This is a genomic window from Sphingobacterium sp. MYb388, assembly GCF_037479535.1.
Classification (GTDB): Bacteria; Bacteroidota; Bacteroidia; order Sphingobacteriales; family Sphingobacteriaceae; genus Sphingobacterium; species Sphingobacterium anhuiense.
In genome coordinates this window covers 145590-160034 of record NZ_JBBGYV010000008.1, presented here as the reverse complement: position 1 = coordinate 160034, position 14445 = coordinate 145590, and the positions used below count along the sequence as shown (strand labels likewise).

Sequence of the window (14445 nt, the reverse complement as noted above, 5' to 3'; positions counted from 1 at the left end):
AAAAAGAAAATTTACAGATTCTTATAAGATCACCATAGTGAATGCTGATTGCTGTCACTATTTGTTGAATCTACAATTTGTTAAATCTGTTTGCACACGAAAAGCTATCCGTCAAGGTGAAGGAGGTTTTGATTTGTGTTTTTTGAATTGTTTAGACAATTAAAGCTTAAACGTTTTAAATACACATCTAATTTTATGGACATAAACATATTTATATAAATTAATTAACAAACTAAATAACATGAAACAAACATTACTTAGTTTTCTCGTTGGGGGGATGATTCTATCATCAGTAGCATTCGCTCAAGAGAAGAAGATTAGTGGACGTGTTACATCAACAACTGGGCAAGCGGTACCAGGAGTTACTGTTGTTGTGAAAGGAACTAATCAAGCTACCCAAACCGATGCAAACGGTAACTATTCATTGAGTGTACCAGCAGGCAAGGTAGTTTTATTTCGCTCGATAGGTTTTGGCGAAAAAACAATCCTAGTTAATAACAATACTTCAGTTTTTAATATATCATTGGAAGATAATACTAATGCGATAGAAGAAGTTATTGTAACGGCAAATGCAATCAAAAGAGAGAAAAGATCATTAGGTTATTCTGCACCTGTTCTTAAAAGTGATGAATTAACGGAAGGAAGAAATTCAAGTGCCATCGGTGCTTTAGCAGGTAAAGTTGCTGGTGTTAATATTACTTCGACATCTAACTCTCCAGGAAGTTCTTCTCGTGTTGTCTTACGCGGTGGATCATCCATTTCAGGTAATAATCAAGCCCTTATTGTTGTTGATGGTACTCCAATTGACAATTCAAGCGTTATTGGAGGTGCATCATCACTATCCAGTGTTGATTTTGGTAACCGCGGTAATGATATCAATCCTGATGATATTGCAACTGTAACAGTTTTGAAAGGTCCTGCTGCAGCAGCTTTGTATGGTTCTAGAGCATCAAATGGGGCGCTGATTATTACAACGAAAAGTGGTCAAAAGGGCGCTAAGAATGAAATTACTTTTAGCTCGACCAATACGATGTCTTCTATTTTGAAATTACCAGAATTTCAAAACCAATATGGACAAGGTTATTCTGATTACACCAAAGAAGGAGAACTTTTTTTCGTAAATGATCCAAAGGAAAACTGGTCATGGGGAGCTCCTTTTACAGGTGAGATTCAAGAATGGGGACAAGCTATAAATGGTGTTCGTCAGAAAAAAGCTTATTCTGCAGTAAAGGATAATGTAAAAGATTTTTTTGATCTAGGTTTAGCATCAGATAATAACTTAAGTTTTTCAGGCGGATCAGATAAATCTACCTTTTATCTTGGTTTAAATGCTTTAAATTCAAATGGTGTTTATCCTGGTAAAAAAGATACCTATAATAAATACGGTGTTCGTTTTAACGGATCAACAGAATTTTCTAACAAATTTTCTGCTGGTGTTTCCTTTAATTATAGCCGTATCAATAGTAATAATGTTGGTGGTGGTCAAGGTGGAGGTTCCGTGTACAACAATTTGTTGCAAACGCCACGTGATATGGATATTACAAGTTTCAAAGATTTATCCAATCCTTACAACAGTTACGGTTTTACAGATGCAAATGGTGTAGAACGTAATGATGTTTATGGTTACTATGGAGCATATTCAAATAACCCATATTGGGTATTGGAGAACTACAATAATTACAATGATGTAAATCGTATAACAGGTAACTTTAATGTTAATTATAAGCCATTAGAGTGGTTAACTTTCCAAGAGCGTATAGGCTTGGATAATTATACTGATCGTCGCCGATCAGAATCTCCAAAATATAGTTTCATACCAGCAGATAATACATCTGGAAATTATTCAGATGCGAATATTCAGACAGATCCAGGACAGTATAGAATTGATCAATATAATGTGAATGAAATCGTACACGATTTTATGGCGACAGCTACGCATTCTTTCAATGATGATTGGCAAGCATCTTTCATGTTGGGTAATAATATTCGTCAACGTAAAACCTCTAATATTAGCACCGCAACAAATGCAAGTGGCGGTTTAGTAGTACCAGGATGGTATAATTTGGCTAATAGTAATGGTCCATTAGATTTAATAGAAGACTCTTGGAGTAATAGAAGATTAATTGGAGTATATGGAGATTTAAATGTTTCATACAAAAACATTGCATATTTACAAGCTACTGCTCGTAATGACTGGTCTTCAACATTGCCAAAACAAAATAATTCATTCTTTTACCCAAGTGTAAGTGGATCATTTGTTCTTTCTGAATTATTTACCTCAGAACTGAAAAATAAATTTAATTATGCAAAACTTCGTGCTAACTGGGCACAGGTTGGTTCTGATACAGATCCATACCAATTATTAACGACCTTTTCTCGTGGTGAAATCAATGGTGGTTTTGGAACAACAACCTTTCCATTTGGTAATGTTTCGGCATTGATGTCAAGTAGTACGATCGGTAATACAGAGTTGAAGCCAGAGATCACTACTTCTTTTGAGATTGGTGCTGAATTAGGTTTCTTCAACAATCGTTTATACGCCGATTTTACATACTATAACAACAATTCAAAAAATCAAATCTTAAGTATTCCAATTCCTGCTTCTACAGGATATGGTTTTAGTTTAGTAAATGCTGGTAAAGTTAAGAATACTGGTGTCGAGTTAACATTGAGAGGTACACCTGTCAAGACTGAAAATTTTACTTGGGAGATGTTCGGAACCTTCACTAAAAACAACAGTGAGGTTGTTGAGTTGATGAATGGTGTTGAGCAAGTTTCTGTTGGAGGTTTCTCTGGAATGAACATAGTTGCTGCAGTAGGCCGTCCTTATGGGGAGTTTTATGGAGTTACCAATGCTAAAGATGAATTAGGTCGTACAATTGTTGACCAAAAAACAGGTTTACCAGTAGTTTCTTCTTCACCTCAATATTTAGGCACATATAATCCCGATTTTCAAGCATCTTTGGGTACTAACTTGACATATAAAAATTGGTCAATGAGTGCTTTATTTGATACTAAACAAGGAGGTGTTTTCTATTCTAGAACAAAAGATATCTTAGGTTTTGTGGGTACATCTGCTGAAACTGGCGGAGAGCGTTTTGGTCAAATTTTTCCCAATTCGGTATATTTAGACGCTGCTGGAAATTCGGTAGTAAATACAACTGCAACATACGATAAAGTGGATTACTATCCGAATATGGAGGCAGGAGTTAATATTGTAGATGCAACTTATATTAAGTTGCGTAATCTTACAATATCTTACAAGCTTACTAAAGATCAATTAAAGAATACTCCATTTGGAGCGGCTTCTATAGGATTATTTGGGAACAATTTATTTATCTGGACGCCTAGCGAAAATAAATATGCTGATCCAGAAGTAAATTCTGCGGGAGCTGGCAATGCGCAAGGTTTTGACTTTACAGCTCAACCTTCGTTAAGAAACTATGGTATCAACCTTAAGGTCTCATTTTAATAGCAAGTAAAGTATGAAAACTATATATTTAAAAAACGCTAAAAAGCTTTTAATATTAGCTTTAATTGGCACAGTTGGTTTGACAGGATGTAATAAGTTTTTGGATATTAATGATAATCCAAATAACCCTGAACAGGCTACTCCAGGTTTATTATTGCCTACAGTAGAAGCTGCAATAAGTCAAGTAGTGGGGAACAATTTTCAGGTTTATGGTAATATTTGGGGACAATATTGGACACAAAATCCTACCTCATCACAATACCGTACTTTAGATCAATATAGGATCGTTAATTCAGCAATGGATCGCCCTTGGTTGATTCTTTATAGAAATGCTTTGAATAATGCAAATTTGATTATCGAAACAAAGGCATCAGCAAATGAAAATTATAAAGGTATGGCTTATATTTTGAAAGCATATACTTTTCAAATTGCAACAGATGCTTTTGGAGATATTCCATTATCTGAAAGTTTGCAGGCAGCGGGTAATTTAAATCCTAAATACGAAGCTCAGGAAGTTGTATATGATTCAATTTTCAACTATATTGATAAAGGTCTTGCTTTATTGCAAACGAAGCAAGCTATTCCTGTAACGAGTCAAGATATGCTATTTAACGGCGATCTAAATAAGTGGAAAGCTTTTGGAAATACTTTAAAATTAAGAGCATATTTAAGAATTTCGAATGTTGATGCTGCTAAAGCATCAGCAGGAATTAAAGCGCTTTATGCTTCAAGCCCAGTTTTCCTAGATGAAGATGCAACGATTAATTATACTACCACTGGAGGTAACGAGAATCCATTTTATAATGAAATGGTAGGTTTAGGTAAAACTCAAAATGTGGTAGCTAGTGGAACAGCTGTAAAAGCCTTTGTGAAAAACAATGATCCAAGAGTTTTTGCATTCTACGAAAAAGTAGTTAATAATGATGGAGTCGTTCAGGACACCATCGCATTTATTAATCAAGGAACATATAGTGCTAATACAAAGAAATTGGTGTCATCTCCGTCACCTTTAGTAGGCGGACGTGCAGTTGAGCCAACATCAGCAGTAGCACCTGTTAAATTGATTTCAAATGCTGAAAGTTTGTTTTTGCAAGCAGAAGCTGTTGTAAAGGGCTGGGGGGCTGGTGATGCTAAGGCGTTATATGAATCTGGTATTACTTCGAGTTTTAAGGCAACAGGTTATGCTGCTGAAGCGGCAAATTATATTGCTAAGGCTCCAGATGCTGTATTTTCTGGAAATGTAGATTCAAAAGTAAAGGCAATTATCACACAAAAATATTTTGCATTGTGTGGTTTTCAAGGATTTGAGTCCTGGACTGAATGGAGAAGAACAGGTTATCCGACATTCTTTACTACGTCTGCTGCTTCTACCTTAGGAGAAGGTAGAATGCCTTTAAGAATGCCATATGCAAATAGTGAAGCAACCACTAACGCAAATTATCCTGGCAATGTAGTTATCTATACACCCGTATGGTGGGATGTTAAATAACAATTTTAAGGTTATAATTTTTAAAAAGCGATCTCGAAAGGGATCGCTTTTTTATTTTTAGCAATCTATATAAAACAATAATTTTATATATTCATCTTGGAAAATTGATTGACCCAGTAGTTTATTATTTTGAAATGAACATATAAAGTGGTTTAATAGAAAATAACTGCATCTTTTTTCAAAGATTAGGATATTTACAAAAATAAAAAGTTTTAAAAAATATAAAAATAATAAGAAATATGAAGAAGTTTCTATACATAGTGACCATCTTTTTTGCTGGACAAGTGGCCCTTGCTCAACAAAAATCTCAATTGAAAATATTTCAAATTAATATCTGGCAGGAAGGAACAATGGTTCCAGATGGCTTTCCAGCTATTGTAGATGAAATTATTGCTAAGAAAGCAGACGTAGTGTTGTTTAGTGAGGTAAGGAATTACAATAACACAGATTTTGTACAACGAATCCTGGCAGAATTAAAAAATAAAGATGCCGTGTATTATGGTATATCCAGTGAACCATCTTTAGATGTTGCTTTCATTTCTAAATTCCCTATTAAGGATCAAAGACCCTTATATACTGAAGCCAATAAGGTGGGTAATGTGTTAAAAAGTAAAATTCAAGTAGCAGGTAGAAATTTTACATTTTATGCTGTTCATTTGGATTATACTAACTATGCTTGTTATCTGCCTAGAGGGTATGATGGTGTTACCTGGAAAAAACTTGATCAGCCGATTGTAGATGTAGCGAGCATTATAGAAGCGAATAGAAAAGGAAAGCGGGATGAAGCGATACGTGATATCATTCTAGATGCAGATAAAGAAAGTAAGAGTGAGACGATTGTAGTTGCCGGTGACTTCAATGAACCGTCTCATTTAGATTGGACTAGTGAAACAAAAGATTTGTTTGATCATAGAGGTGCTATAGTTCCATGGGACTGCTCTGTGCTATTGACCAAATCTGGCTTTGTGGATAGTTTTAGAGAAAAATATCCCAACCCAGTTAGTCATCCCGGTTTTACTTATCCAGCCTATAACAAGGATGTCTCCATTGATAAATTAGCTTGGGCGGCACAGGCAGATGACAGGGATCGTATTGATTATGTTTATTATAGAACAAATAAGCCTTTAAAAGTTTCTGAAGTTAAAATTGTTGGCCCTTCTGGAACAGTAAAGTATGGTAAAAAACAAGATGAGGATAGTCAGGATGAATTTATGCTACCTGTAGGAGTATGGCCCACTGATCATAAAGCTTTATTTGTCGAGTTGGAGTTTTAAACTTTTTGAAGCGTCTTATTTTTAAGATAAATGCTTAATAAGTGTAATGACAAAAGGGCGACTAAAGGTGAGGTTGCCCTACTGTAATGTTTTTCTGAAAGTAAACTAGATTAACTTTAAAATGCAAAAATGATGTAAGTATAATTGTTTGTAGTATAAAAATTGTAAGTAAAGGTTGAGAATCTGATACCAAGAATTCTAAAGTAAGATTTTATAAAAAGAAGAGGAGTGAAAATTTGAAAATTTCACTCCTCTTTTGATTATTTAATATTTATTACTTTTTATCCCACCAAACTCGGCCTTGAATACTTGATGGATCACCAAAATCTGGATCCTTTCGCATATCGTCAATAGCAGAGTTTCTATTATCAAAGTTTAAATCACCTTCCAACGCATAATTAATTACAAACCTTCTTGGAATTTCTAAAGTTTGACCTTCATTGATCCAATCTTCAAAAATAAGTTTTGTATTTTTATTAGGCATTCCTGTTCTTTTAACTAAAGCCCACGCCTCATTAAAATTTCTAAAGTAATTCAAATAAGCCTGCAGTATAATCTGTTCAAGACCTGTAGTAGATTTGAATACAATATCAGAACGTAATTTAAAGTTTGTAATTTCACTATCCGTTAACGGAACATAGTCATAAACTTGTGAAGTTTTTGCTAGATTATCATAAAATCTAAGGGAAGCATCCACTCCTTTATAATATAGCTCTTCAGCATTTTCATTAGACCAACCACGTTGAGCAAGTTCTGCCCGAGCAAAACAAAGTTCAGCATAAGTTAAGATCGGAATAATTCCTGTACCAGTACCCGCATTATTCTCTGGCTGAAAAAGACGATCTTGAATTCGAGACACCGTATCTAAAGTTATCGTATTTTCACCATCCTTAATTTGATATGGATTTAAAAAACGAGTTTTGATCGGATTAGTAGATATTTCTGGATTAGAAAACTGACCATAGTATCTTCTTGTGTCAAATTTTGCCGTTTGGCTAATGACTCCCTGCTCTATCGCTTTTTGAAAGTTAGCCTCGCTCCATTGATTCGGGCGAAAGAAGAACCTTAGACGTGGATCAGTGTTATTCCACATATAATTAACTACCCCATGCTCACCAACGAAAAGACGTCCGTTACCTGTTATGTTCCAATTACCTCCAGCTGTAAAATCTTTCCGTGCTTGTAACATCCAACTGTCCGACGCATTTTCCATTAAACCTGCAGGATGGCTCAGCACATCCCGAACAATAGCTTTCACACGCTCGGGGTCTCTTTTCGAAAGTCGAAGAGCAATAACTAAACGTAACGAATTGGCAGTTTTAGCCCATTTCTTTGCATCACCATTAAAATAAAGATCAGCTTTAGCATAGTTAAACTGTTCCACAGCTTGAGGGGTATTTAAAATAGTTGCAGCTTCTTTCAATTCTGCTTCGAAGATTTTATAGAGTTCATCTTGTGTATTGTATTTTGGTTGTAATGTACCTCCATATCGTGCCTGGAAAGCTTCATCATAAGGAATACTGCCATTTACATCAGTCACATACCAAGCTTGTTGTACTCGCAAGACTGTTGCGATGGTTCTTTTATACAGATTTCTAGCACGCTCATCTTCAGGCATTTTATCAATAGTTTGTTTTATATCCTCTAAAAGGGGACCTACATCTTGAAAAAAGCGTCCATAACGATTATTAGCATTTGCTGCATTATCTGTTACAGTAAACGTATTTCCCGTTCTTTGTAAGAAAACACGGGACCAACGGCTTACATAACTATAGTTATCGTAGTAGGCATCAAAATCATTATCATTAGTAGCGATAATCGCTCTTGATAGTAAGTAATCAACTGGTAATTTAATAACGGCATCAGGATCGGTATTATATTCAGCAAACTTCTCCTTACTGCAGCCTGCAAAATACAAGCTAAAAAGTATTAAAGCATATTTATACAATGAGGTTTTCATATTTATAATCATTAGAAGTTTGTATTAATTGTGAAAGAAAAATTCCGAATCATTGGAGAGCCGCCACCCAAGAATGCATTGATAGAACCAGATGATCTATTATCCTCTGGATTGATATTATCTGGTAAAGTATTATACAGATAGCCTAAATTACGGGCAGTAAGAGTAAGTCTCAAATTATTCAATTTTAGACGTGAAGCAGTTACAGTTGGTAAATCATAGCTGAATGATACGTCTCTTAAAATCAACCAAGATGACTTAAATGTTGATAATTCACGAATTCCATTGCCCCAACCGTAAGAATTGTTATAATAATTGACAGCACTGATCGGCAGTCTCCATCCTTTGTCTACAGCCTCTTGATAAGACATCCCAGATAGATCATTACCATTGACAACAGTTCCCTGACGGAATACCGCATCAGGTATAATACCCCAAGCTTCATTACCATTAGCATCTTTATAGGCGACACTTCCAGCTTCTCCTTGTCTACCATAAAGTGAACTTGCAATCTGTCCAGTCTGCATTCCATAATTGTAAGTCGGAGAATAGACCATACCACCAAATTTTGCATCCAGCATAAAGCTAAAAGAGAAAGATTTGTAATTAAATCTATTTAATAAACTTCCCATAAAGTCTGGTAGTGACGAACCTATTGTTACTTCTTTTTCTAAGCCCTGTGCGTAGTTTTGAGAACGCAAATAGTAACCAATATTTCCAGTCGTTGCCATAACTGGCTTTCCATTATTCACATGATCAATGGGATTTCCTGCACCATCTCTTGCTTGAAAACGGGCGTGGCCATAACTGGCAACAAGTGTCCCATAATCACCACCGACTTTTGCTATAGAGCGGATACCATCATCTGCATCAAGTTCTTGAACCCCAGCGCCAAATGGAAGACTGATGATTTTATTGCGATCTCTAGAATAATTAAAATTTACATCCCAAGAAAAATTTTGTGTTTTAACAGGAGTTCCGTAAAGCCGAGCTTCAATTCCTCTACTTCTAATATGCCCTCCATTCACCAAAGCTGCTGTGACGCCGCTTTCTTGAGAAATTGGCACTGAAGTGATCTGATCGATCGTATTTTTAGTATAATACGTAAAATCAAAACCTAGTCTATTTTTCAACATTTTAAGTTCTGTTCCGATCTCATAGGTATCACTACTCTCAGGTTTTAGATTCCGATTTCCTAATGTTTTTGAGTCAAAACCATAGTTAGGAATATCAACATAAGGACTATTTGCGGAATAATATCCTGTCATTGCTCTATAAGTCGACGTTCCTCTACCGACCTTATTGTATGACATTCTTAATTTTGCAAAACTAAATATATTTTCAGGAAGTTTCAGCGCATCTGATAATACCCAAGACAAATCGGCCCCTGGATAAAAATAGGAAAAATTACCTGATCCATCCGGATATACTAGACTTGAATCCCAGTCATTTCTACCATATATGTTAATCGACAACCAATTCTTATAAGTTACTGCTGTTTGAAAAAAACCTGACACAATACGGGATTGATTCGGTTTATCTTCATCGACAAAAGCTCTGCTTGAAGAGTTTGATAAACGAAATACATCGGCGATAAGCATCCCATCAGTTCGTCCATACAGACCATTGCGCATGGAATGATTAACCTCTCCACCTGCTTGTACTGTAAATTCAAAATCTTCTGTTTTTTTTGTGAAATTTAAATTTGATCGATACCTAGTCTGTAGAACCCGTGAACTCCTGTTATTATATGAACCTCCGTTGAAACCTTCTTCCTGACCTCGATTTTTCATTTGACGGTTAGTATTAAAAAGATTCGCCGTGAAATTATTCTCCCACATCAACCAATCTGTAAAATTAATACGAGCATTAAATGTTCCTCTAAAATTATCTTCGATTTGTTGTTGTTTTTGTTCATAAAGCGTAAACAGAAGACTTGCTTTACCAGTAGGGTCATCTTGGTTGACACCTCCATTTATAGCATCTTTATAATTATCTTTCCAATAATTAAGGTCATAAGAACGTGGCATACCATACGATAAACCGTACATTACGTTGTTATTCATATTCCAACGTTCACCACCATATTGTGGATTGAAACTTTGACTATTGACATAAGTAGCACCTGCATCGAGAATAATCGATTTACCCATACGATGTGTAGCTCTTAAGTTGAAATTGTTTCTCGTAAGTTTATTATTGGGCGCTACTCCTGTAGAATTAGTATTGGAATATGACATCCTGAACGTTGTTTGTTCATTTCCGCCTTGAAGTGATAGGTTGGAATTATTGTATCTTCCTGTACGAAATAGATCTAATGGATTGTTGTTCGTTTGAAAAGGAACAAGTCTACCATCAATATCTTTGACTGTTCTACCATCAAATTTTGGACCGAAACTATACCCATAATTTGTTGTTGGAATCTGTTCATAGCCATCTGTTCCAGCCACATATACTGCATTTGGATTAGAGCCGGGACCATATTTGTCCTGCATATCCGCAGTAGCATATGGTTTATCAAAGCCCTGAGTATGTGTAAAGCCAATACCAAAACCTTTTTGTGAATATCCCTTTTTGGTTGTAATCAGAATAACCCCGCCGGCCGCACGGCTTCCGTACAATGCTGTAACTGAACCACCATTTAAAACTGAGATTGTTGCTATGTCGTCGGGACTGATATTCTTAAGAACATTCCCAAAATCCTGATCTCCACCTCGATTAGGAAGTACAACTTCTTCATCCATAATGATCCCGTCTACAACTACCAGAGGAGTATTGCCATATTGGTTTAATGATCCCGCTCCCCTGATCTGAAATCTAGGAGTCGATTGTGGCCCACCTGTTCCGACATTGACTTGTAAACCAGGAACCATTCCTTGAAGTGCGGCAATAGGATTAATCGCATTTGTTCTACGAATTTCGTCACCACTAATTTGTGTCATGGCATAACCCAATTGACGCTTTTCACGCGACTCACCAAAACCTGTTACCACAACTTCGTCCAAAGATGCAGAGGTTTCTTTTAAGCTGACGGTCAGATTCTTATTACTACTGATAGTAATTTCTTCACTTTGATATCCGATCATCGAAATACGAAGCTTTTCTCCCTGATTAGCAGAGATGGAAAATGTTCCATCATGCGAAGTTTGTGCAGCCCGATTTGAGCCGATAACTGTAACTGTTACCCCCGCTATAGGTCCCTTTTCATTAGAAATTGTGCCCTTGATGGTTTGCTGGGCAAACAAGGAGGTTGCACTAAATAGCGTGCATAACGCAATTCCAGTGGTTTTTTTTAAAAATACATGCATAAAAAAATAGGTAAAATAAATTGTTTAGTTAGTTGGCATTATTCTGGTAATTTTTTCTTTGGTTAGTTTATTGTTTTTATGTTAGTTAGTTTGAATTGTTAAATTATCGTTGACATAAATTAACAAGATTATTAATTCTCAAATTAATAGAATTAATATGCGTAATAATGTTTGATTAGTACTTAACAAAAAGAAGAATATCCTAAAAGAGAATTATGACTAAAAAATAAAATCTTTATGAAATTCTTTTCTATTGTTAAGAATAGGCTTTACAAATATAAAAAAAAACACAAAGATTGAAATACTTATTAAAAAAAAAATAAAAGTTTTTTACCCCAATATTATACTTTTTTAGCCTGATTTTTTTATTATCTGAAATATAAAAAGTATATCTTGACCGTTATAAATTTGAATAATACTATTTTAAAATTATTGATATTCTGGTTAAAAAGATTTTTGATGATGAGATAAAAACTCAAAATTTAGATGTGTATTTTCTACTCTGTTGCTGTAATTATATATTCAAAATAACTTGTTGATAGCGCTTTCATCTTACTTATTTGTATCTTTATATTATGAATAAATTATCCCATTTACCACAAAACAAGCAGGATGAATTAGCGGAAATTGTAGATATTATTTGCAATATTGCTGATCCAGCTATGGTTATTTTGTTTGGTAGCCATACTTCGGACAAGTGGGTTGAGGATGAATATGAGGAACGGGGAGCCACCTATTCTTATATAAGTGATTATGATATCTTGGTTGTACTTCCTGAAGGTGATAGAGAAAAGGAAAATGAAATCGCTAGTAAAATTGAGAATAAAACTTTAAAGTATAAAAATGTTGTGAGCCCTATAGTTCATAGTTTCAACTATGTAAATAAGGGGCTCGAAATGGGACAGTACTTCTTTCGTGATATCATCAAGGAAGGGATTGTTTTGTTTGATACAGGGGAATTTTTTTTTTCTGAATCTATGTCTTTGAGCAAAGAGCAGGAAAAAGAAATTGCTGTTGGTAACTTTAATAAATGGATTAAAAGCGGTTCTCGTTTTTTGAAGATGTCTAAAAACTCATTAATTGTAGCTTTACAAGACGGTGATCCTTTAAATGAAATAATATTTACATTGAATCAGGCCGCTGAAAAATTGTATGGTGGGATCCTATTGATATATACTGGTTACAAACTTAAGACGCACAAACTAAAAGTTTACCGGAAATACTCGAAGTATATTGACGAGAACCTTAATAAGGTGTTTAAATATCCATTAGACGATCCTGAAGAATATAAACTATTTGATATACTTAACAGGGCATATTTAGATGCTCGTTATCAAGATGATTATTTTATAGTACTTGAAGATTTAGAATAATTAATAGACAAAGTTGAAATATTGGAATTGGTCATCAAAGAATTGTGCAATCAAAGAATAAACTCTTTTTAGTACTATTTAAACTTGAATAATTCTTTAATTTCAACGTCAAGAGCTTCTGCAATTTGGTAAATCACATATACTGAAGATGTTACGTGACCATTCTCAATCCTTCCTATGGTTTGGTAGTCTTTGAAACCAATTAAAGCTGCTAATTCTGGTTGAGTCATAGATTTATTTTGCCTTATTTCTTGAATACGTGCACCTAACAACTTTCTAAAACATAATTCTTTATCCTCCATTATTACTAAGCACGGAATAATATGAAAAATTAAACCAAACATATTTGTTTGGTTTGTTATTTATCTTTGAATTATCATTCACTTGGGTTGGCGTGAGAAACCAAAAACCATACAGAATGAAACATATAAACTTAAATAAATTCATTACACATATAGAGAGGTCCTCCCTTAATTTAGGGTCGCGTAGTTTCTCACGCTCAACCATTGAGCAAGGGAGGTACCTTTTCTTATTTTTAGATATTTCTGAGATTTTCAAATTGAAAAAACTTAGATCTATTGAACCACCTCCCGTATAGCTATATTATTACTCTTTCAAACTGGAATTCTTTATTAAATTTTAGATAAGCAATCTAATCTACCTATTAAGTTGTGGAAAATTATTGTGATTTTCTGCTTCTTTGGTATTTACTTCTTTTTGAATTAATTAAAATATGGAGTTAATAAAACTATTTGGAGCAACCAAAAAAAATCCCCCTTAATCTTTATGCGGTTATAAGACATTATGATGTCTTCAAATCGATGAAAGCGTATCGTAGACCAGTATATTACCTTTATGATAACCATTTAACGCTTTTCGATTCCATCATTTATTTATTGCCTAGGCGCAATCTTACAAGCTCCTGATTAGTTTCATTTGGAAGCTGTTCTGGATATCTATTGCGCTCCAGGTAAATGCCAAAATTATAAACCTTAAATACTTAGCGAAGCGATCTCTTTCGTGCCATTAAGTATGATTTAACTTATGAAAAAAATGAACAATTTTTATAAGGGTGGGAGAGTACATGCCTTTTTTAAGGGTATTATCCAGTCCATTTTTAGGATAAGAATCAAGTGCAATATGCACGGGATATTACCTAAATATTCCGTTACTAAAAAAGCACTTAAAAATAATATTGCGCATACATGTAATGTTGATTTTATCAGTCAATATCCTTTCGGGGAAGGTTCGACAAACCTACGGGATGACTCTCGTTGTCGACCAGATGTCGAAGAAAAAATATCAAAAAGATTAAATTCTGATTTTTTCCTGACCAAATTAACACCAACTTCTAAGTTTCTGCGACTGGGCTTCGGTTCAGCATCGGGATTTCATCGGCTACAGTGCATGAAAAGTCGAAGGATAGTCGAGCAAAACCCGAGTGGATGTAGAAAAAAGGGTAGAGAAAAAGAAAGTAAGTAGGAGCTTTCTATATATGGCAAACAGCAAATCGAAGCTTTTTCTAGGGGGTACCCGCTATATACGTGCTTTTAACCCGCTTCGAACTTT

At 34.8% G+C, this 14445-nt stretch carries 8 protein-coding genes; 5 read left to right on the top strand and 3 right to left on the bottom strand.

Translation table 11 applies throughout. The annotated features are described in order from the left end of the window. The first annotated feature begins 241 nt into the window (after positions 1-241). The 3 genes from WH188_RS21140 (at position 242) to WH188_RS21130 (ending at position 6235) form a co-directional block, all read left to right on the top strand. Complete coding sequence (locus WH188_RS21140) at positions 242-3472, top strand: SusC/RagA family TonB-linked outer membrane protein (protein WP_168128385.1); 3231 nt, start codon at positions 242-244, stop codon at positions 3470-3472. Between the two features lie 13 nt (positions 3473-3485). Further along, positions 3486-4961: a SusD/RagB family nutrient-binding outer membrane lipoprotein gene (locus WH188_RS21135; protein ID WP_168128386.1), complete on the top strand. Its 1476-nt coding sequence runs from the start codon at positions 3486-3488 to the stop codon at positions 4959-4961. A gap of 239 nt (positions 4962-5200) precedes the next feature. Further along, the gene (locus tag WH188_RS21130) at positions 5201-6235 is read left to right on the top strand and encodes an endonuclease/exonuclease/phosphatase family protein (RefSeq protein ID WP_339424629.1); all 1035 of its coding nucleotides are present in this window, start codon (positions 5201-5203) and stop codon (positions 6233-6235) included. A gap of 274 nt (positions 6236-6509) precedes the next feature. On the opposite strand, the gene WH188_RS21125 is transcribed toward WH188_RS21130, so the two are convergent. Beyond that, a complete protein-coding gene (locus WH188_RS21125) occupies positions 6510-8195 on the bottom strand; it encodes a SusD/RagB family nutrient-binding outer membrane lipoprotein (RefSeq protein ID WP_339424628.1) in 1686 nt (561 codons plus the stop codon). A gap of 11 nt (positions 8196-8206) precedes the next feature. Then, positions 8207-11503 carry a SusC/RagA family TonB-linked outer membrane protein gene (locus tag WH188_RS21120; RefSeq protein WP_339424627.1) on the bottom strand — a complete coding sequence of 1099 codons (3297 nt, stop codon included), beginning with the start codon at positions 11501-11503 and terminating at the stop codon, positions 8207-8209. A 575-nt stretch (positions 11504-12078) separates the two neighbouring features. Between WH188_RS21120 and WH188_RS21115 the strand changes: the two genes are divergently transcribed. After that, positions 12079-12876, top strand: a complete 798-nt coding sequence (locus WH188_RS21115; RefSeq protein ID WP_339424626.1) for a HEPN domain-containing protein — start codon at positions 12079-12081, stop codon at positions 12874-12876. A gap of 74 nt (positions 12877-12950) precedes the next feature. Here the strand turns inward: WH188_RS21115 and WH188_RS21110 are convergent, their stop codons facing one another. Beyond that, entirely contained in the window at positions 12951-13178 is a 228-nt protein-coding gene (locus tag WH188_RS21110) for a helix-turn-helix domain-containing protein (protein ID WP_339424625.1), read from the bottom strand. A gap of 751 nt (positions 13179-13929) precedes the next feature. Between WH188_RS21110 and WH188_RS21105 the strand changes: the two genes are divergently transcribed. Next, on the top strand, positions 13930-14358 hold the full coding sequence (locus tag WH188_RS21105) for a hypothetical protein (protein ID WP_339424624.1): 429 nt from the start codon (positions 13930-13932) through the stop codon (positions 14356-14358). Positions 14359-14445: the final 87 nt, after the last annotated feature.

Excerpts from the sequence above, each read along its gene's own strand:
- WH188_RS21110 (WP_339424625.1), bottom strand. The coding sequence starts at position 13,178 with ATGGAGGATAAAGAATTATGTTTTAGAAAGTTGTTAGGTGCACGTATT.
- WH188_RS21120 (WP_339424627.1), bottom strand. The coding sequence starts at position 11,503 with ATGCATGTATTTTTAAAAAAAACCACTGGAATTGCGTTATGCACGCTA.
- WH188_RS21135 (WP_168128386.1), top strand. The coding sequence starts at position 3,486 with ATGAAAACTATATATTTAAAAAACGCTAAAAAGCTTTTAATATTAGCT.
- WH188_RS21140 (WP_168128385.1), top strand. The coding sequence starts at position 242 with ATGAAACAAACATTACTTAGTTTTCTCGTTGGGGGGATGATTCTATCA.
- WH188_RS21125 (WP_339424628.1), bottom strand. The coding sequence starts at position 8,195 with ATGAAAACCTCATTGTATAAATATGCTTTAATACTTTTTAGCTTGTAT.
- WH188_RS21115 (WP_339424626.1), top strand. The coding sequence starts at position 12,079 with ATGAATAAATTATCCCATTTACCACAAAACAAGCAGGATGAATTAGCG.
- WH188_RS21105 (WP_339424624.1), top strand. The coding sequence starts at position 13,930 with ATGAACAATTTTTATAAGGGTGGGAGAGTACATGCCTTTTTTAAGGGT.
- WH188_RS21130 (WP_339424629.1), top strand. The coding sequence starts at position 5,201 with ATGAAGAAGTTTCTATACATAGTGACCATCTTTTTTGCTGGACAAGTG.